Genomic DNA, 13,774 nt, shown 5'->3' on the forward strand with positions numbered 1-13,774 from the left:
GCCTCAGACCACGAAGCGGGCGACCTCTTCCGGCGAGGGGCGGCCGAGCGGCCAGCCGCGCTCCGCGAAACCGGCCGCGATGAGGTCGCGCGCCTGGTCGCGCAAAGGCTCGGTCTCGGCGAGGATCGTGCGGGCGCGCAGGAAGTCGAGGACGCGGTAGCGCGAGACCGGCGGCTGAAGGAAGACCTCGGGCGGGCCGGCCACGAGCTTGGCCCGGATCACCGCCGACATCATGATCTGCGAGGCGCCGATCATGGCCTCCAGGGGGGTGGGCAGGAGCGAGGTGCCGGCCTCGGGTCCGCCGGTCACGTCGCAGGCGACGACGAAGTCGCAGGTCCGCGCCACGACGTCGAAGGGCAACGGGTTCGCGATCCCGCCGTCCACCAGCACCCGCCCGCCCCGGCGCACCGGACGAAAGAGGCTCGGCAACGCGATCGACGCGCCCACCGCCGAGGCCGTGTCGCCCGTCTCGATGCTCAGTTCCTCGCCCTCATAGAAGCTCGTGGCCAGGACGCTGAGGCGGATCGGCATATGCTCGATCCGGGCCGGCACGCGCGCGGGCAGGAAGGCGGCGACGAGCCTCTCGGCGTTGAGCTGGCCGATCCGGAAGCCGCCGTCGGCCAGGAACTCGGCGAGCGAGGCGGGGCGCGAGTGCCACAGGCGGCCCGCCGCGATCCGGGGCGTCGCCAGCGCTTCCAGGACATGGGCGGTGATCTCGCGGGCGCTGAGGCCCGAGGCGTAGCCCGCCCCGATCAGCGCGCCGATCGAGGAGCCGGCGACGTGCGCGGGCCGGAGGCCGAGGTCGTCAAGCGCTTGGAGGACGTGGAGATGGGCGATGCCCCGCGCGCCCCCGCCGCCGAGCGCGAGGCCGATGCGGGGCGGCGGCGGGGTGGCGCCGCCCTCACCCATGGCTCCGGGGTCCCTGGCTCAGGCCCCTTCGGGGCCGACCGTGATGACGGTCGGGTCCACCGACAGGAGCTTGCGCGCGATGCGGCGCGCGTCGTCGATCGTCACGGCGTCGATCAGCGCCTGGCGCCGGTCGATGTAGTCGGTGCCGAGGTTGTCGAGCTGGATCCCGACCAGCGTCGAGGCGATGGCGAGCGAGGAGGACAGGTTCTGCACGGCGTAGGAGCCCTTCACGAAGGCCTTGGCGCTGTTCAGCTCCTCCTCGGTCGGCCCCTCTTCGGCCATGCGCTTCAGTTCCTGCCGGACCAGGGCGACGCTCTCGCTCGCCTTGTCGGAGCGGGTCGCCGTGGAGCCCGTGAGCAGCGCGGCGTGCTCGTAGTTGGCGAGCGAGGAGTTCGCCCCGTAGGCGAGGCCCCGCTTCTCGCGGATCTCCTGGTAGAGGCGCGAGGTGAAGGTGCCCCCGCCCAGCACGTGGTTCATGAGATAGGCGGCGAAGAAGTCGGGGTCGTCGCGCTTCACGCCGGGCAGAACGAACTGGATGCGGGTCTGGGGCAGATCGAGCGGAACGGCCACGACCTGGCCGGTCGCCGGGGCGATCTCGGGCACGGGGCGCAGCTTCGGGGTCGCGGCGAGCGGGCCGAAGACCTCGTCGAGCCGGGCGGCGAGTGCCTGCGCGCTGATCGCGCCCACCACGCCCACCACGAGGTTGCCGCGCGAGAAGGAGGTGCGGCGAAAGCGGTCGAGATCGGCCACCGTGATGGTCGGCACGGACTGGAGCGTTCCCTCGACGGGGCGCGAATAGGGATGGTTCGGGAAGACGGCGGTGCGGAAGGCGCGGCCCGCCAGCGTGCCGGGATCGTTCTCGTCGCCCCGGATGCCGGCCAGGATCTGGCCGCGGATGCGCTCCACCGGCTCCTCGTCGAAGCGCGGCTCGTTGAGCGACAGGCGCAGGAGGTCGAAGGCCTCGTCCTGCGTGTCGACGATGGTGCGGAAGTTGCCCGAGAAGTTGTCGAGCCCGGCGTCGAAGGAGAGGCTGACGCCGAGCTCGTCGAGCTTGCGCTGGAAGTCCTGGCTGCGGATGTCGCCCGCGCCCTCGTCGAGCAGTCCCGACAGGAGGTTGGCCGTGCCCTCGCGGTCCGGGTCGTCGCCGGTCGAGCCCGCGCCCTTGAAGGCGAAGCGCATGGCGATCAGCGGGTTGGTGTAGTCCTCCACGAGAAGCGCGTGGATGCCGCCGGGGCTCGTCACCTCCTGGATCGTGACGGCCTCGGCGACCGGGGCCGCGAGCAGGCCGCCCGCGAAGGCCACGATGCCGGAGAAGAGGGCGACGGGTCGAAGGATCGGGTTCATCGAGGATCTCAGGGTCACGAGCGGGTATCGCCGACCGGCGCGGGCGGGGTGTTGGCCGGGGCCGGGACGCCGGCGGCGGCCGGCGAGCCCTCTTGTGCCTTGGCGTCGGCCTCGTCGGTCGCGCCGCCGGGCAGGAGGCGGCCCGTCACCGAGCGCTTCGCCTGAAGCACCTTGCGCGCCGCCGCGTTCACCTCGTCGACGGTGACGGCCTCGATGCGCTGGGGCCAGCCGTCCACCTGTTCGATGGTCTGGCCGATCGAGATCGCCGCGCCGTAGCGGCGCGCCATCGCGGTCTGGCTGTCGGCGAGATAGATCAGACCCTTTCGCACGCGGTTCTTGGCCGCCTCCAGCTCATCCGCCGTCACGCCGTCCTTGAGGAGGCGCGCGACCTCTTCGTCGGTGGCCTTCTCGACGTCGGCCAGCGTCGCCTCGCCGCGCGGCGTGGCGTAGGTGACGAACTGGCCGTCGTCGATCGCCGTGCCCTGATAGGAGGCGCCGGTTCCGGCGGCGAGACCCTTCTCGACCACCAGCGCGCGATAGAGACGGCTCGTCGAGCCACCGCCTAAGATGTCGGCCAGAAGATCCAGCGCCTCGGCCTCGCCCGGCTTGCCGTTCATCTCGGACGGGGCGAGGTAGACGGTCTGGACGCTCGGCTGGGTGACGCGCGGATCGCTCAGGGACACCTCGCGCGCGGCGAGCGGCACGGGCTCCTGCGGGCGGATGCGGGGGCCCGGCTCGGCGCGGCGCTTGACCTGGCCGAAGGTGCGCTCGGCCATGCCGCGCACCGCCTCGGCGTCGACGTCGCCCGCGATCAGGAGCGTCGCGTTGTTGGGCGTGTAGTACTTGTCGTAGAAGCGGATCGCCTGGTCGCGCGACAGCGTCTCCATCTCCTGGCGCCAGCCGATCACGGGCGTGCCGTAGGGCGAGTTCTGGAACAGCGCGGCGTCGACCGCCTCGCCGAGCTGGGCGCCCGGCTGGTTGTCGACGCGCATGCCGCGCTCCTCCAGAATGACGTTGCGCTCGGGCAGCACGACCTCGTCGGTGAGGACGAGATTCTCCATCCGGTCCGCCTCGAAGCCCATCATGCGCTCCAGCGCCTCGACCGGCACCTGCTGGTAGTAGGCGGTGTAGTCGTAGGAGGTGAAGGCGTTCTCCTCGCCGCCGATCGCGGCCACCGCGCCCGAGAACTCGCCCGCCGGGTGGTTGCGCGTGCCCTTGAACATCAGGTGCTCGAGGAAGTGGGCGATGCCGGACTGGCCGCGCTCCTCGTCGGCCGAGCCGACCTTGTACCAGATCATCTGCGTGACCACCGGCGCGCGCCGGTCGGGCAGAACCACGACCTGGAGCCCGTTCTCCAGCGTGAAGGAGGTGATCGCGGGGCGCTTGGCCTCGGCCTGCGCGCGCTCGACGGCGGGCGCCGCGCCCGGCGGGGTCGGTGCCTCCTGCGCGCGGGCCGGTGACAGGGACAGGACGGCGAGAAGCGCCAGGAGGCAGACGCCGGAGCGCCGGGCGGAAACGGTCATCAAGCGGGATCTTCCTCGCGGGCAGCCGAAGACAATGGGTTCAGGGCCGATATCGTGCGCCGCCCAGAAAGGCACCAATTACGTTTTTGTAAGGGCTCGGGCCGCGCGTCACGCGGGGGCAAGGAAGCGCAGGCACGTTTCGCCCATCGCGCGCTCGTCGAGAAGCTTCAGTCCCTCGACCGGCGTGAAGGGCGCGTCCAGCCCTTCCTCGAGGACGAGAACGGCCTCGGGGCCCAGCCATCCGCCCGAGACGAGCGCGGCGAGCGCCCCCTCGCCGAGCCGCCGGCCGTAGGGCGGGTCGAGAAGAACGAGGTCGAAGGCCTCGATCGTGCCGGCCGCCCCGAGGCGCGTGGCGTCGCGCCGCAGGATCTTGGTGCAGCCGTTGAGGCCGAGCGCCTCGCAGTTGGCGCGGATCAGGCCGCGCCCTTCCGCGCTCTCCTCGACGAAGACCGCGAAGCGGCCGCCGCGCGAGATCGCCTCGATGCCGAGCGCCCCGGTGCCCGCGAAGAGATCGAGGACGCGCGCGCCCTCGAACCGGACGCCCATGCCGTGGACGAGGATGTCGAACAGGGCGCCGCGATGACGCTCCGAGGTCGGACGGATGGACGCGCCCGAGGGCGAGACCAACGGGCGCCCCTTGAGGGCGCCCGCCACGATGCGAAGCGTCACGGGCCGTCAGCTCCGGTCGGAGCGTCCGCCGCCGCTCGGGCGGGGCCGCCCGGGTCCGGAGCGGGGACGATCGCCCCCGCCGCCCGAACGCGAGGGTCCCGAGCGCGGCGGACGGGAGGCCCGCTCGTCGCGCTCGCGCTGGCGGTCGGCGCGCTCCTGCTTCTTCTTCTCGCCCGTGGCGCGGGCGCCGGGCGCCATCCACACGTTGGCGGAACGGCGCGGCGCGTCCTTGGGCCGGCTCGAGCGCTTCTCCTCGCCGCCTTGTCCGCCGTCGCGGCTCTCGAAGCGGCGCGGGCGATCGCCGCCCTCGGCCCGGTCGCGCGGCGGGCGGTCGCCCTCGTCGCGGCCCGCCCCGAAGCGCGGCTTGTCGCCGAACTTGCGGCCCTCGCCGCGCCCGCCCTCGCGCGGACGCGTGTCGAGGCGACCCAGCGCGTCGGCGCGCTTGGCCTCGCCGAAGCGCTTGCGGTTGGGCCGCTCGCCGCCGAAGCTCATCCATTCCGAGCGCTCGGGCTTGCTCGCGCGCTCGGTCTTCTCCTCGCTCTCGACCGCCTCCTCGCGGCCCGGTCGCGCGGCGGCGACGGGCTTGTTCGAGAAGGGGTTGAGGATCGGCGCGTCGAAGTCGGCGCCCGACTCCTCGATCAGGGTGGGCCCGAGCTGGTCGCGGAGCGTGCGCCCGTTGATCTCCTGCACCGCGCCCTCCTCCAGCTCGCCGAGCTGGAAGGGCCCGAAGCTCAAACGGATCAGCCGGTTCACCTCGAGGCCGAGATGCTGGAGGACGCGCTTGACCTCGCGGTTCTTGCCCTCGCGAAGGCCGAGCGTCAGCCAGACGTTGTGCCCCTGCGTGCGGTCGAGGCTCGCCTCGATCGCGCCGTAGAAGACGCCCTCCACCGCGATGCCCTGACGCAGCTCGTCGAGCCGCTCCTGCGTGATCTCGCCGTAGGCGCGCACGCGGTAGCGCCGCAGCCAGCCGGTGGACGGCAGCTCCAGGACGCGGGCGAGCCCGCCATCGTTGGTGAGAAGGAGCAGGCCTTCCGTGTTGATGTCGAGCCGCCCGACGGTGAGGACGCGCGGCATCTCGGCCGGCAGGCGATCGAAGACGGTCGCGCGCCCTTCCGGGTCGTGGTTGGTGGTGACGGTGCCGGCGGGCTTGTGGAACATCCAGAGGCGCGTGCGCTCGATCGCGGGCAGCGGCTTGCCGTCGATCTCGATGCGGTCGCTCATCGTGACGTCGAGCGCGGGGGAATCGAGCTTGCGCCCGTTCACCGACACGCGCCCGTCGGCGATCATGCCTTCGGCGTCGCGGCGCGACGAGATGCCGGCGCGCGCCAGGCGCTTGGCGATGCGCATCGAGCCGTCGGCCGTGGCCTCCGCCGTGGCGGCGGGCGCCGCCGTGCGGCGCTCCGTGCGCGGGCGGCGCTCCGATCCGCCCTCCAGCGCGCTGGCGCGGCCCTGGCTGCCGCCCTCCTCGTGCGAGCGCTGACCGCGCGAGCGGTCGCGGCGCGGCTCATCGCCGGAGCGCTTGGGCGCCGAGCCGTCGGGCGAGCCGAACATGCCGCGCGAGCGCGGCACGAAGGACTTGCGCTCGCCGCCATCCCTCTCGCGCGCCTCGCGCGCACGGGACGCGCGGCGCTCGCCGCCCTCCCCGTCCTCGCGGCGAGGACGGAACGGGCGATCGCCCTGGCTGCGCGCGGGACGCTCGCCGCCGTCGTCGGAACGGTTGCGATAGGGGCGCGGCGCGTCGCCCTCCTGCCGGGGCGCCCGCTCGCGGAACGGCCGGTCGCCGCCGCCGCTGCGCTCGGTACGTTCCGTGCGCTCGCGGCGTGGGGCCTCCGCCGACCCGCCCGCTTCGGAGCGCGGCTTGAAGGAGCGGGGCTTGAACGCGCGCTCGCCGCCCTCCGCGCGCGCGCCCTCGGTGCGCGGCTTGCGGAACGGACGCTCGGAGCGCTCGGCGCCCTCGGCCTGCGCCGGGCGGGCGCGGAACGGCTTGGCGCCACCCTCGCGGCTGCCGCCCCCGTCCCGGCTGCCGCCGGGCTTGCCGCCGCCGAAGCGCTTGCCTCCCTCGAAGCGCTTGGCTCCGTCGCCGCCCTTGGCGCCGCCGAAGCGCTTCGGACCGCCGGGTCCCCGGCCGCCGCCACCGCCGCCCGTCGGCCGTCCACCGCCGCTGCCGCCGCTGCCGCCGCGCGGACCCTTGCCCCTGCCGTTGCCGGAGCGGCCCGCGCCCCCGTTCTCGTCGCTCATGATCGCTTTTGCTCTTGGAAACCGTTTGGGCGACGCATAGCAAACTCGCGTCGCCGCTTGTGAAGGAAAATGGATTGCACGCCGCCGGTTCCCTGATGGACGAGGCCCTGGAGGAGGCGCGACGCGCCGCCGAGCGGGGCGAGACGCCGGTGGGCGCCGTGGTGGCGGAGGGAACGCGCATCGTGGCGCGGGCCGGCAACGAGACACGCGCGCGGCTCGACCCGACCGCCCACGCGGAAATCCTGGCGATCCGACGCGCCTGCCGCGCGGTCGGATCGGAGCGCCTGCCGGGCCTCGATCTCTACGTGACGCTGGAGCCCTGCGCCATGTGCGCGGGCGCCATCTCGTTCGCCCGGATCCGGCGCCTCTACTTCGGGGCGGACGATCCCAAGGGCGGCGCCGTGGACTGGGGCCCGCGCTTCTTCGCTCAAGCCACCTGCCACCATGCCCCGGAGGTCTACGGCGGGATCGGCGAGAGCGAGAGCGCCCGGATGCTGCGCCGCTTCTTCGCCGAGCGGCGCTAGCGGGCGGACATCAGAACGGCCAGAGCTTGCCGAGCTTCGAGGCGATCGTGCCCGTGCCCTTGGCGCGACGCTCCTTGACCTCCTCGTCGGTGCCCTGTTCGCCGACCGGAGCTGTGGCGGCGGGCGCGCGGTAGGCGAGCGGCGGCTCGGACAGGTAGCGGCGCACCTCGGGCGAGCCCTGCTTGCCGACCGAGGCGCGCTCGGCGACGGCCAGACGCTGCCCCGCCATGGTGCGCGGGTCCACCCAGTTGTTCTCGACCTCCGTGCGACGCCCGACGTCGGAGCGGGCGGCGGCCGAGCGGCGGCGCAGGTCGGCGGGATCGACGCCCTCCTTCTGCGAGGTCGCGAAGGCGACCGGCAGCGGCTGCTCGCTCGTGTCCGGGGCGGCGGCGAAGAGCCGGCCGCGCCGTGCCTCGGGCGATTCCGGCAGGCTCGGATCGCTCGAGGCCGGCTCGCGCGGCGGCGGCAGGGTGCCGACGGTCTTCGGCTTCACCAGCTCGGCGCGCGGCGTGTAGTCGATGCGCGGCGCGTTGGTGGAGCCGAGCGCGACGACGTTGTCGAGGTCGTTGAAGAGCTGCTGCCCCTGGCTGACGCCCGTGCCGTAGGTCGGCCCCATGCAGCCGGCGAGCGTCAGGACCGAGGCGCAGGCCAGCGCGGCGCGGATGGCGTTCGAGGTCATGCGGCTTCCCCTCACGAGCGGCACCCTTCCCCCTGGAACAGGTGCGCCGAATCTCTATATGGCCGCCGTTCCATGACAATCCGGCGATTTTGCGGGCGAGTCCTATCGCGTCCGGCGCCCGGCTGTCCACCGGGCGCCGGAGCTGGGCTCAGGCGGCGGGGCGAAAGCCCAGCTCGCGCAAGGCGGCGGCGTCGCGCGGGGTCACGTCCGGGAAGTCCGGGTCCGAGCCCACCAGCGGCGAGACGATCCAGGAGCGCGCGCACTTGGCGCCCTCGGCCCGCCCCGGCACCACCGCGATGCCGGGCGTGTCGGCAAGGCGGAACGCGCCCTCGGGCGCCGCGTCGCCCGACAGGCGGGCCGCGCTCGTGATCGCGACCTCGGCCCAGTCGACGCTTTGGAGAAGCGCGCGCAGCTCGCCGTCCTCGACATGGATCACGGGCGCCGCCTCCAGCGAGGAGCCGATGCGCTTGGCGCGCCGCTCCTCCTCCAGGGCGCCTGTCACCACGCGCCGCACGCGGCGGATGCGCGCCCACTTCTCGGCGAGCGCGGCGTCGGCCCAGGCCGGGTCGCACGCGGCGAACTGCTCCAGATGCACCGAGCGGCGGTCCGGATGGCGGGAGAGCCAGGCTTCCTCGGCCGTGAAGGGCAGAAGCGGGGCGAGCCACAGGACGAGCCGGTCGAAGATCGCGCGCACGACCTGAAGGCTCGCGCGGCGGCGCGGCGAGGACGGCGCGTCGCAGTAGAGCGCGTCCTTGCGGATGTCGAAGTAGAAGGCCGAAAGCTCCACCACCGCGAAGTCGAGCAGCGTCCTCGCGATGCGCTTGAAGTCGAAGGCGTCGTAGGCGCGCAGCACCACCGTCTCGATCTCGGCAAGGCGATGGAGCATGAGGCGCTCCAGTTCCGGCATCTGATCGAGCGGCAGCTCGTCGCCCCGGTCGTGGTGCAGGGTGCCGAGCATCCAGCGGATCGTGTTGCGCAGCTTGCGATAGGAGTCGACGTTGGTCTGGAGGATCGTTTTTCCGAGGCGCAGGTCCTCGGAATAATCGGAGGAGACCACCCAGAGGCGCAGGATGTCGGCGCCCGACTGCCGGATGACCTCCTGCGGCGTCACGACGTTGCCGAGCGACTTCGACATCTTGCGCCCCTCCTCGTCCATGACGAAGCCATGGGTGAGGACGGCGTCGTAGGGCGCGCGTCCGCGCGTGCCGCACGATTCCAGGAGCGAGGAGTGGAACCAGCCGCGATGCTGGTCGGAGCCCTCGAGATAGAGGTCCGCCGGCCACTTCAGGTCGGGACGCTTTTCCAGGCAGAAGGCGTGGGTGGAGCCCGAATCGAACCACACGTCGAGGATGTCGCGCACCATGGTCCAGCGGGTCGCATCGTGCTCGTTGCCGAGGAAGCGCTCCTTGGCGCCCTCCGCGAACCAGGCATCCGCCCCTTCCCGCTCGAAGGCCTCGAGGATGCGCGCGTTCACCGCCTCGTCCTTGAGGATCTCGCCGTTCTCGTCGGCGAAGACGCAGATCGGCACGCCCCAGGCGCGCTGGCGCGACAGGACCCAGTCGGGCCGGTCCTCGATCATCGCGCCGATGCGGTTCTGGCCGCTCTGGGGCACGAAGCGCGTGTCGCCGATGGCCTTGAGGGCGCGGTTGCGCAGCGTGTCCTCGCCCGCCGGGGCGGCTACGCCCTCGCCGAGGCCGTAGCCGGCGAGGTCCTTGTCCATGTGGACGAACCACTGCGGCGTGTTGCGGTAGATCACCGGCTTCTTGGAGCGCCAGGAATGGGGGTACTGGTGCTTGAGGCGACCGCGCGCAAGGAGGTTGCCCGCAGCCTTCAGCGCCTCGATCACGCGCGCGTTGGCATCGCCCTTCTTGCCCTTGTCGTCGAGGACGCGCGCAGGCCCGCCCTCGGCGTCCGGCCCGAAGCCCGGCGCGTCCTTGGTGTAGAAGCCGTCGTCGTCCACCGGGAAGGGGATGGCGGGATCGATGCCGCGCGCGGCGAGCTCGCGGCGGCTGGCGGTCCAGACGTCGAAGTCCTCACGGCCGTGGGAGGGCGCGGTGTGGACGAAGCCCGTGCCCGCATCGTCGGTGACGTGCTCGCCGGCAAGGAGGGGCACCTCGAAACTGTAGGGGCCAGACAGCGCGTTAGGACCGGACGCATCATAGAGCGGATGGAAACACGTCATGCCACTCAGAACAGGCGGCTGAACGTCGCGTAGCCGCCGCCAGCCTCCGTCGGGTACGCGGGCCTTGGCAAACGCATCTGCTGCCAACTTGTCCGCTAAGATCAAGTGCTCGCCTTGAGCGGCCCAACGCGGATTCTCAGCGTCGTCGGGTGCCGTCACCTCGTAGAGGCCGTAGGTGACGCGATCGGAATAGCTGATCGCTCGGTTGCCAGGAATTGTCCAAGGTGTGGTCGTCCAGATGACAATGGACGCGCGTTGTAGATCGTCGGGGTTGTCGCCCCCCTCGCCTACTGTCCCGGCAGCCGACCGAACCGGGAATTTCACCCAGATCGTGTCGGACTCGTAGTCCTGGTACTCGACCTCGGCCTCGGCGAGCGCGGTCTTCTCGACCACCGACCACATGATCGGCTTGGAGCCGCGGTAGAGCTGACCGCTCATGGCGAACTTCAACAGCTCGCCCGCGATCACGCTCTCGGCGCCGTAGTTCATCGTGAGATAGGGGTTCTGGAAGTCGCCCTCGACGCCGAGACGCCGGAACTCCTCCGACTGGATGCCGACCCACTCCTGCGCATACGCCCGGCACTCGCGGCGGAAGGCGATCATGGCCGAGGAGTCGCGCAGATCGGGCTTCTGCTTGCCCTTGGAGCGGTAGTTCTCCTCCTCGATCTTCCACTCGATCGGCAGGCCGTGGCAGTCCCAGCCCGGCACGTAGTTCGCGTCGAAGCCGCGCATCTGGAAGGAGCGCGTGATCGCGTCCTTCAGCACCTTGTTCAGCGCGTGACCGATATGGAGGTGGCCGTTGGCGTAGGGCGGGCCGTCGTGGAGGACGTATTTGGGGCGACCCGCCGACTCGGCGCGCAGCGTGCCGTAGAGATCCATCGCGTCCCACTGGGCCAGCCAGCGCGGCTCGGCCTCGGGCAGGCCCGCGCGCATGGGAAAGGCCGTTTCGGGCAGGAACAGCGTCTTGGAATAGTCGAGCGCGGGTGTCTCGGCGGTCGTCTCGCTCATGAGATCATCGTCCGTCTCGCGGCGCGGCGGGGCGTCAAGGCCCGGCGGCGGCGCGGAAAAATCGTCGGGGTCGGCGGCGGCAAGGCAATCCCGGACCCTCGCAGGCCTTTCGGCCGATCAGAGGGCCGGGCTGGGAATTCGCGAAGGGCGATGGGCGGGCGCGTCCGGCATGGCGCGGCATGTAGCAAGTTCGGGCGCGCAGGAAAAGGCGCGCGAGACATGCCGTTGACGGGGCTCCGCCGCCGGATCCATCTGGCCCGCCGAAACCGCCGCGAAGGCCGCCCATGACAGATCCCGTCCAGATCCATGATCTGCGCGCCCTCCCCGCTCACGCCGATACGGTGGCCGACCGCGGCTGGCGGGAATGGTGGAGGGCGAGTGGCACCCCTCTGGCAACCTACCGGGCGCGCGTCGAGGACAGCCTCTCGGCCGGAGACTTTCCGTTCACGCTGGTAGCCCATCGCGGCGGCGCCTTCGTCGGCATGGCCTCCCTGATCCGAAGCGACATGGAAGCGCGGCCCGATCTGACCCCTTGGGTCGCGGCAGTCTTCGTGGAGCCGGCCGAAAGAGGCAAAGGCCTCGGCGGAATGCTGGTGAAAGCCGTCGCGGGGCGCGCCTTCGGGCAAGGCCGGACGCGGCTTTTTCTGTGCGCCGAGCCGCGCAACGCACCGTTCTACGCCCGGATGGGTTGGCGGACGGTGGAAGCGAACGTGAACGGCCTCGATGTCCTGGCGCTCAACCGGCGCTAGAACGCCACGGCACGGTCGAGCGGCGAAAGCGGCTGCGCGCCGGCGAGCAGCGCCCTCGCCTCCGCCGTGTCGACGTTCATGCGCTCCACCAGCGCCTCGACCGACTCGAAGCGCTCCTCGCCCCGGATGAAGCCGAAGAGCGAGATGTCAGCCGTCTCGCCGTAGAGATCGCCCGAAAAATCGAACAGGAAGGTCTCGAACAGCGCGTGGCCGTTGTCGAAGGTCGGGCGGCGGCCGAAGCTCGCCACGCCGTCGTGGAGCGCGCCGTCGGCCCGGCGAAGGCGCACGGCGTAGATGCCGTGGGCGAGCAGCCCGTCCTCGGCCAGCGCCATGTTGGCCGTGGGGTAGCCGAGCGTGCGGCCGAGCTTGGCGCCGTGGACGATCTCGCCCCGGAACGTCCAGCGATAGCCGAGCAGGGCGGCCGCCGCCGCCGCGTCGCCGTTCATCAGGTCCTCGCGAATGCGCGACGAGGAGACGACGAGCCCCCCCTCCTCCGTGAACGCGGGAACCGTGGTGACGGAAAGGCCCGCCGAGGCGCCGCGCTCGGCGAGAAAGCGTGCGTCGCCCCCGCGCCGGGCGCCGAAGCGGAAGTCGTAGCCCGCCACGACATGGGCGGCGCCGAGCTCGGCGAGGATCGTGCGGTCCACGAAGTCCTCGGGCGAGTGCCCCGCGAACTCGAGGTCGAAGGGCTGCTCCACCACGGCCTGGAAGCCGAGAAGGCCGAGCAGACGCGCCTTCACGGCGGGCGGCGTCAGGCGCGGCACGGGATGGGCCGGGCGGAACACCGTGCGCGGATGGGGCTCGAAGGTGAGGCACACGAGCGGGCGCCCCTCGCGCTCGGCGATCTCGTGCGCCGCGCCGAGAACGGCCTGGTGGCCGCGATGGACGCCGTCGAAGTTGCCGATCGCGACCACGCCGCCCCGCAGCTCGGCGGGCAGCGCGGCTGCCGCGACGACGCGTCGGCAGGTCAACGCAGCGACGCCATCATGTAGCGCGCGCTGACGCCGCGCTCGCGCATCGCGGCGGCCAGATGCCCGGGATGGCCGAGCACGTCGGCGAGCTCGTCGCGGTGGATGCCGTGGGTGACGAAGAGGCAGTCGGCCCCGAAGTTCGCCGCGCCCCGCACGTCGGTGAAGAGCCCGTCGCCGATGCACAAGGTGCGGCGCGGCGGGGTGGGCAGCGACGCGCTCGCCACCTCGTAGATCGGACGGTGCGGCTTGCCAGCCAGATGCACCTCGCCGCCGAGCTCGGCATAAAGCGCGCCCAGCGCGCCGGCGCAGAAGATCAGGCGCTCGCCCCGGTGGACCACGATGTCGGGATTGGCGCAGACGAGCGGCAGCCGGCGTTCGGCCAGACGCCCGAGAAGCGCGCGGTAGTCTTCCGGCGTTTCGCGCTCGTCGTCGCGAAGGCCCGTCACGACGATCCCTTCCGCCTCGTCCTCGGCGACGGGACGCGCATCCAGCCCGTCGAAGAGATCGCGGTCGCGCACGGCCCCGATATGAAGGAAGCGGCGCGGGCCCGCCTCGATCATGGCGCGCGTGGCGTCGCCCGAGGTGACCACGCGGTCGTAGCCCTCCGGGTCGACGCCGAGGGCGCCGAGCTGCGCCACGACGCCGGCCGAGGGACGCGGCGAGTTGGTGAGGAGCACGACCCGCGCCCCGTCCTCGCGCGCGCGGCGCAGGGCCGCGACGGCTTCCGGATTCTGCCGCACGCCGTCGTGCACGACGCCCCAGACGTCGCAGAACAGGGTGTCGTAGTCGCCCGAAACCTCGCGCAGGCTCTCGATGCCGCGCAAGGGGGCGCCGTCGTCGCTCATGCCCGATCCACTCCTTCGCCGGGGCGGCTCCCCGCCCGGTGGGGTGGCGATAGCGGAGCTCCGGGCGAAGGGTCAAGCGAGCGCGGTGACGCAAGGGCGCCGGAACGAAGCGAGGCGGGCGTCACGCAATCGT

11 protein-coding genes are annotated in these 13,774 nt (G+C 72.2%); 2 read left to right on the forward strand and 9 right to left on the reverse strand.

Annotation, left to right across the window (positions count from 1 at the left end; all coding sequences use genetic code 11):
- Positions 1 to 3 precede the first annotated feature (3 nt).
- The 5 genes from AUL35_RS06665 to AUL35_RS06685 form a co-directional block, all read right to left on the reverse strand.
- On the reverse strand, positions 4 to 909 hold the full coding sequence (locus tag AUL35_RS06665) for a patatin-like phospholipase family protein (RefSeq protein ID WP_082666159.1): 906 nt from the start codon (positions 907 to 909) through the stop codon (positions 4 to 6).
- Positions 910 to 927: 18 nt separating this feature from the next.
- Positions 928 to 2,271: a pitrilysin family protein gene (locus AUL35_RS06670; protein WP_244493684.1), complete on the reverse strand. Its 1,344-nt coding sequence runs from the start codon at positions 2,269 to 2,271 to the stop codon at positions 928 to 930.
- Positions 2,268 to 3,776 (reverse strand): pitrilysin family protein, encoded by a 1,509-nt coding sequence (locus AUL35_RS06675; protein ID WP_082666160.1) that lies wholly within the window; start codon positions 3,774 to 3,776, stop codon positions 2,268 to 2,270. The genes AUL35_RS06670 and AUL35_RS06675 overlap by 4 nt, the downstream gene beginning before the upstream one ends.
- A 108-nt stretch (positions 3,777 to 3,884) precedes the next feature.
- Entirely contained in the window at positions 3,885 to 4,445 is a 561-nt protein-coding gene (rsmD, locus tag AUL35_RS06680; RefSeq protein ID WP_062013281.1) for a 16S rRNA (guanine(966)-N(2))-methyltransferase RsmD, read from the reverse strand.
- A gap of 6 nt (positions 4,446 to 4,451) precedes the next feature.
- Positions 4,452 to 5,996, reverse strand: coding sequence for a pseudouridine synthase (locus AUL35_RS06685; protein ID WP_156417876.1), 1,545 nt, complete (start codon positions 5,994 to 5,996; stop codon positions 4,452 to 4,454).
- 782 nt (positions 5,997 to 6,778) lie between these two features.
- On the opposite strand from AUL35_RS06685, the gene AUL35_RS06690 reads away from it, so the two are divergent.
- On the forward strand, positions 6,779 to 7,207 hold the full coding sequence (locus AUL35_RS06690; protein ID WP_062013285.1) for a nucleoside deaminase: 429 nt from the start codon (positions 6,779 to 6,781) through the stop codon (positions 7,205 to 7,207).
- 10 nt (positions 7,208 to 7,217) lie between these two features.
- Here AUL35_RS06690 and AUL35_RS06695 read toward each other — a convergent pair whose 3' ends face one another.
- The gene (locus AUL35_RS06695; RefSeq protein ID WP_062013287.1) at positions 7,218 to 7,886 is read right to left on the reverse strand and encodes a hypothetical protein; all 669 of its coding nucleotides are present in this window, start codon (positions 7,884 to 7,886) and stop codon (positions 7,218 to 7,220) included.
- 148 nt (positions 7,887 to 8,034) lie between these two features.
- A complete protein-coding gene (ileS, locus tag AUL35_RS06700; protein ID WP_062013289.1) occupies positions 8,035 to 11,076 on the reverse strand; it encodes an isoleucine--tRNA ligase in 3,042 nt (1,013 codons plus the stop codon).
- 284 nt (positions 11,077 to 11,360) lie between these two features.
- Between ileS and AUL35_RS06705 the strand changes: the two genes are divergently transcribed.
- Entirely contained in the window at positions 11,361 to 11,825 is a 465-nt protein-coding gene (locus AUL35_RS06705; RefSeq protein ID WP_062013291.1) for a GNAT family N-acetyltransferase, read from the forward strand.
- Here AUL35_RS06705 and AUL35_RS06710 read toward each other — a convergent pair.
- On the reverse strand, positions 11,822 to 12,796 hold the full coding sequence (locus tag AUL35_RS06710; protein ID WP_082666161.1) for a bifunctional riboflavin kinase/FAD synthetase: 975 nt from the start codon (positions 12,794 to 12,796) through the stop codon (positions 11,822 to 11,824). The genes AUL35_RS06705 and AUL35_RS06710 overlap by 4 nt on opposite strands.
- On the reverse strand, positions 12,793 to 13,641 hold the full coding sequence (locus tag AUL35_RS06715) for a TIGR01459 family HAD-type hydrolase (RefSeq protein ID WP_062013293.1): 849 nt from the start codon (positions 13,639 to 13,641) through the stop codon (positions 12,793 to 12,795). The genes AUL35_RS06710 and AUL35_RS06715 overlap by 4 nt, the downstream gene beginning before the upstream one ends.
- Positions 13,642 to 13,774: the final 133 nt, after the last annotated feature.

Source organism: Aureimonas sp. AU4, assembly GCF_001463765.1.
Classification (GTDB): Bacteria; Pseudomonadota; Alphaproteobacteria; order Rhizobiales; family Rhizobiaceae; genus Aureimonas.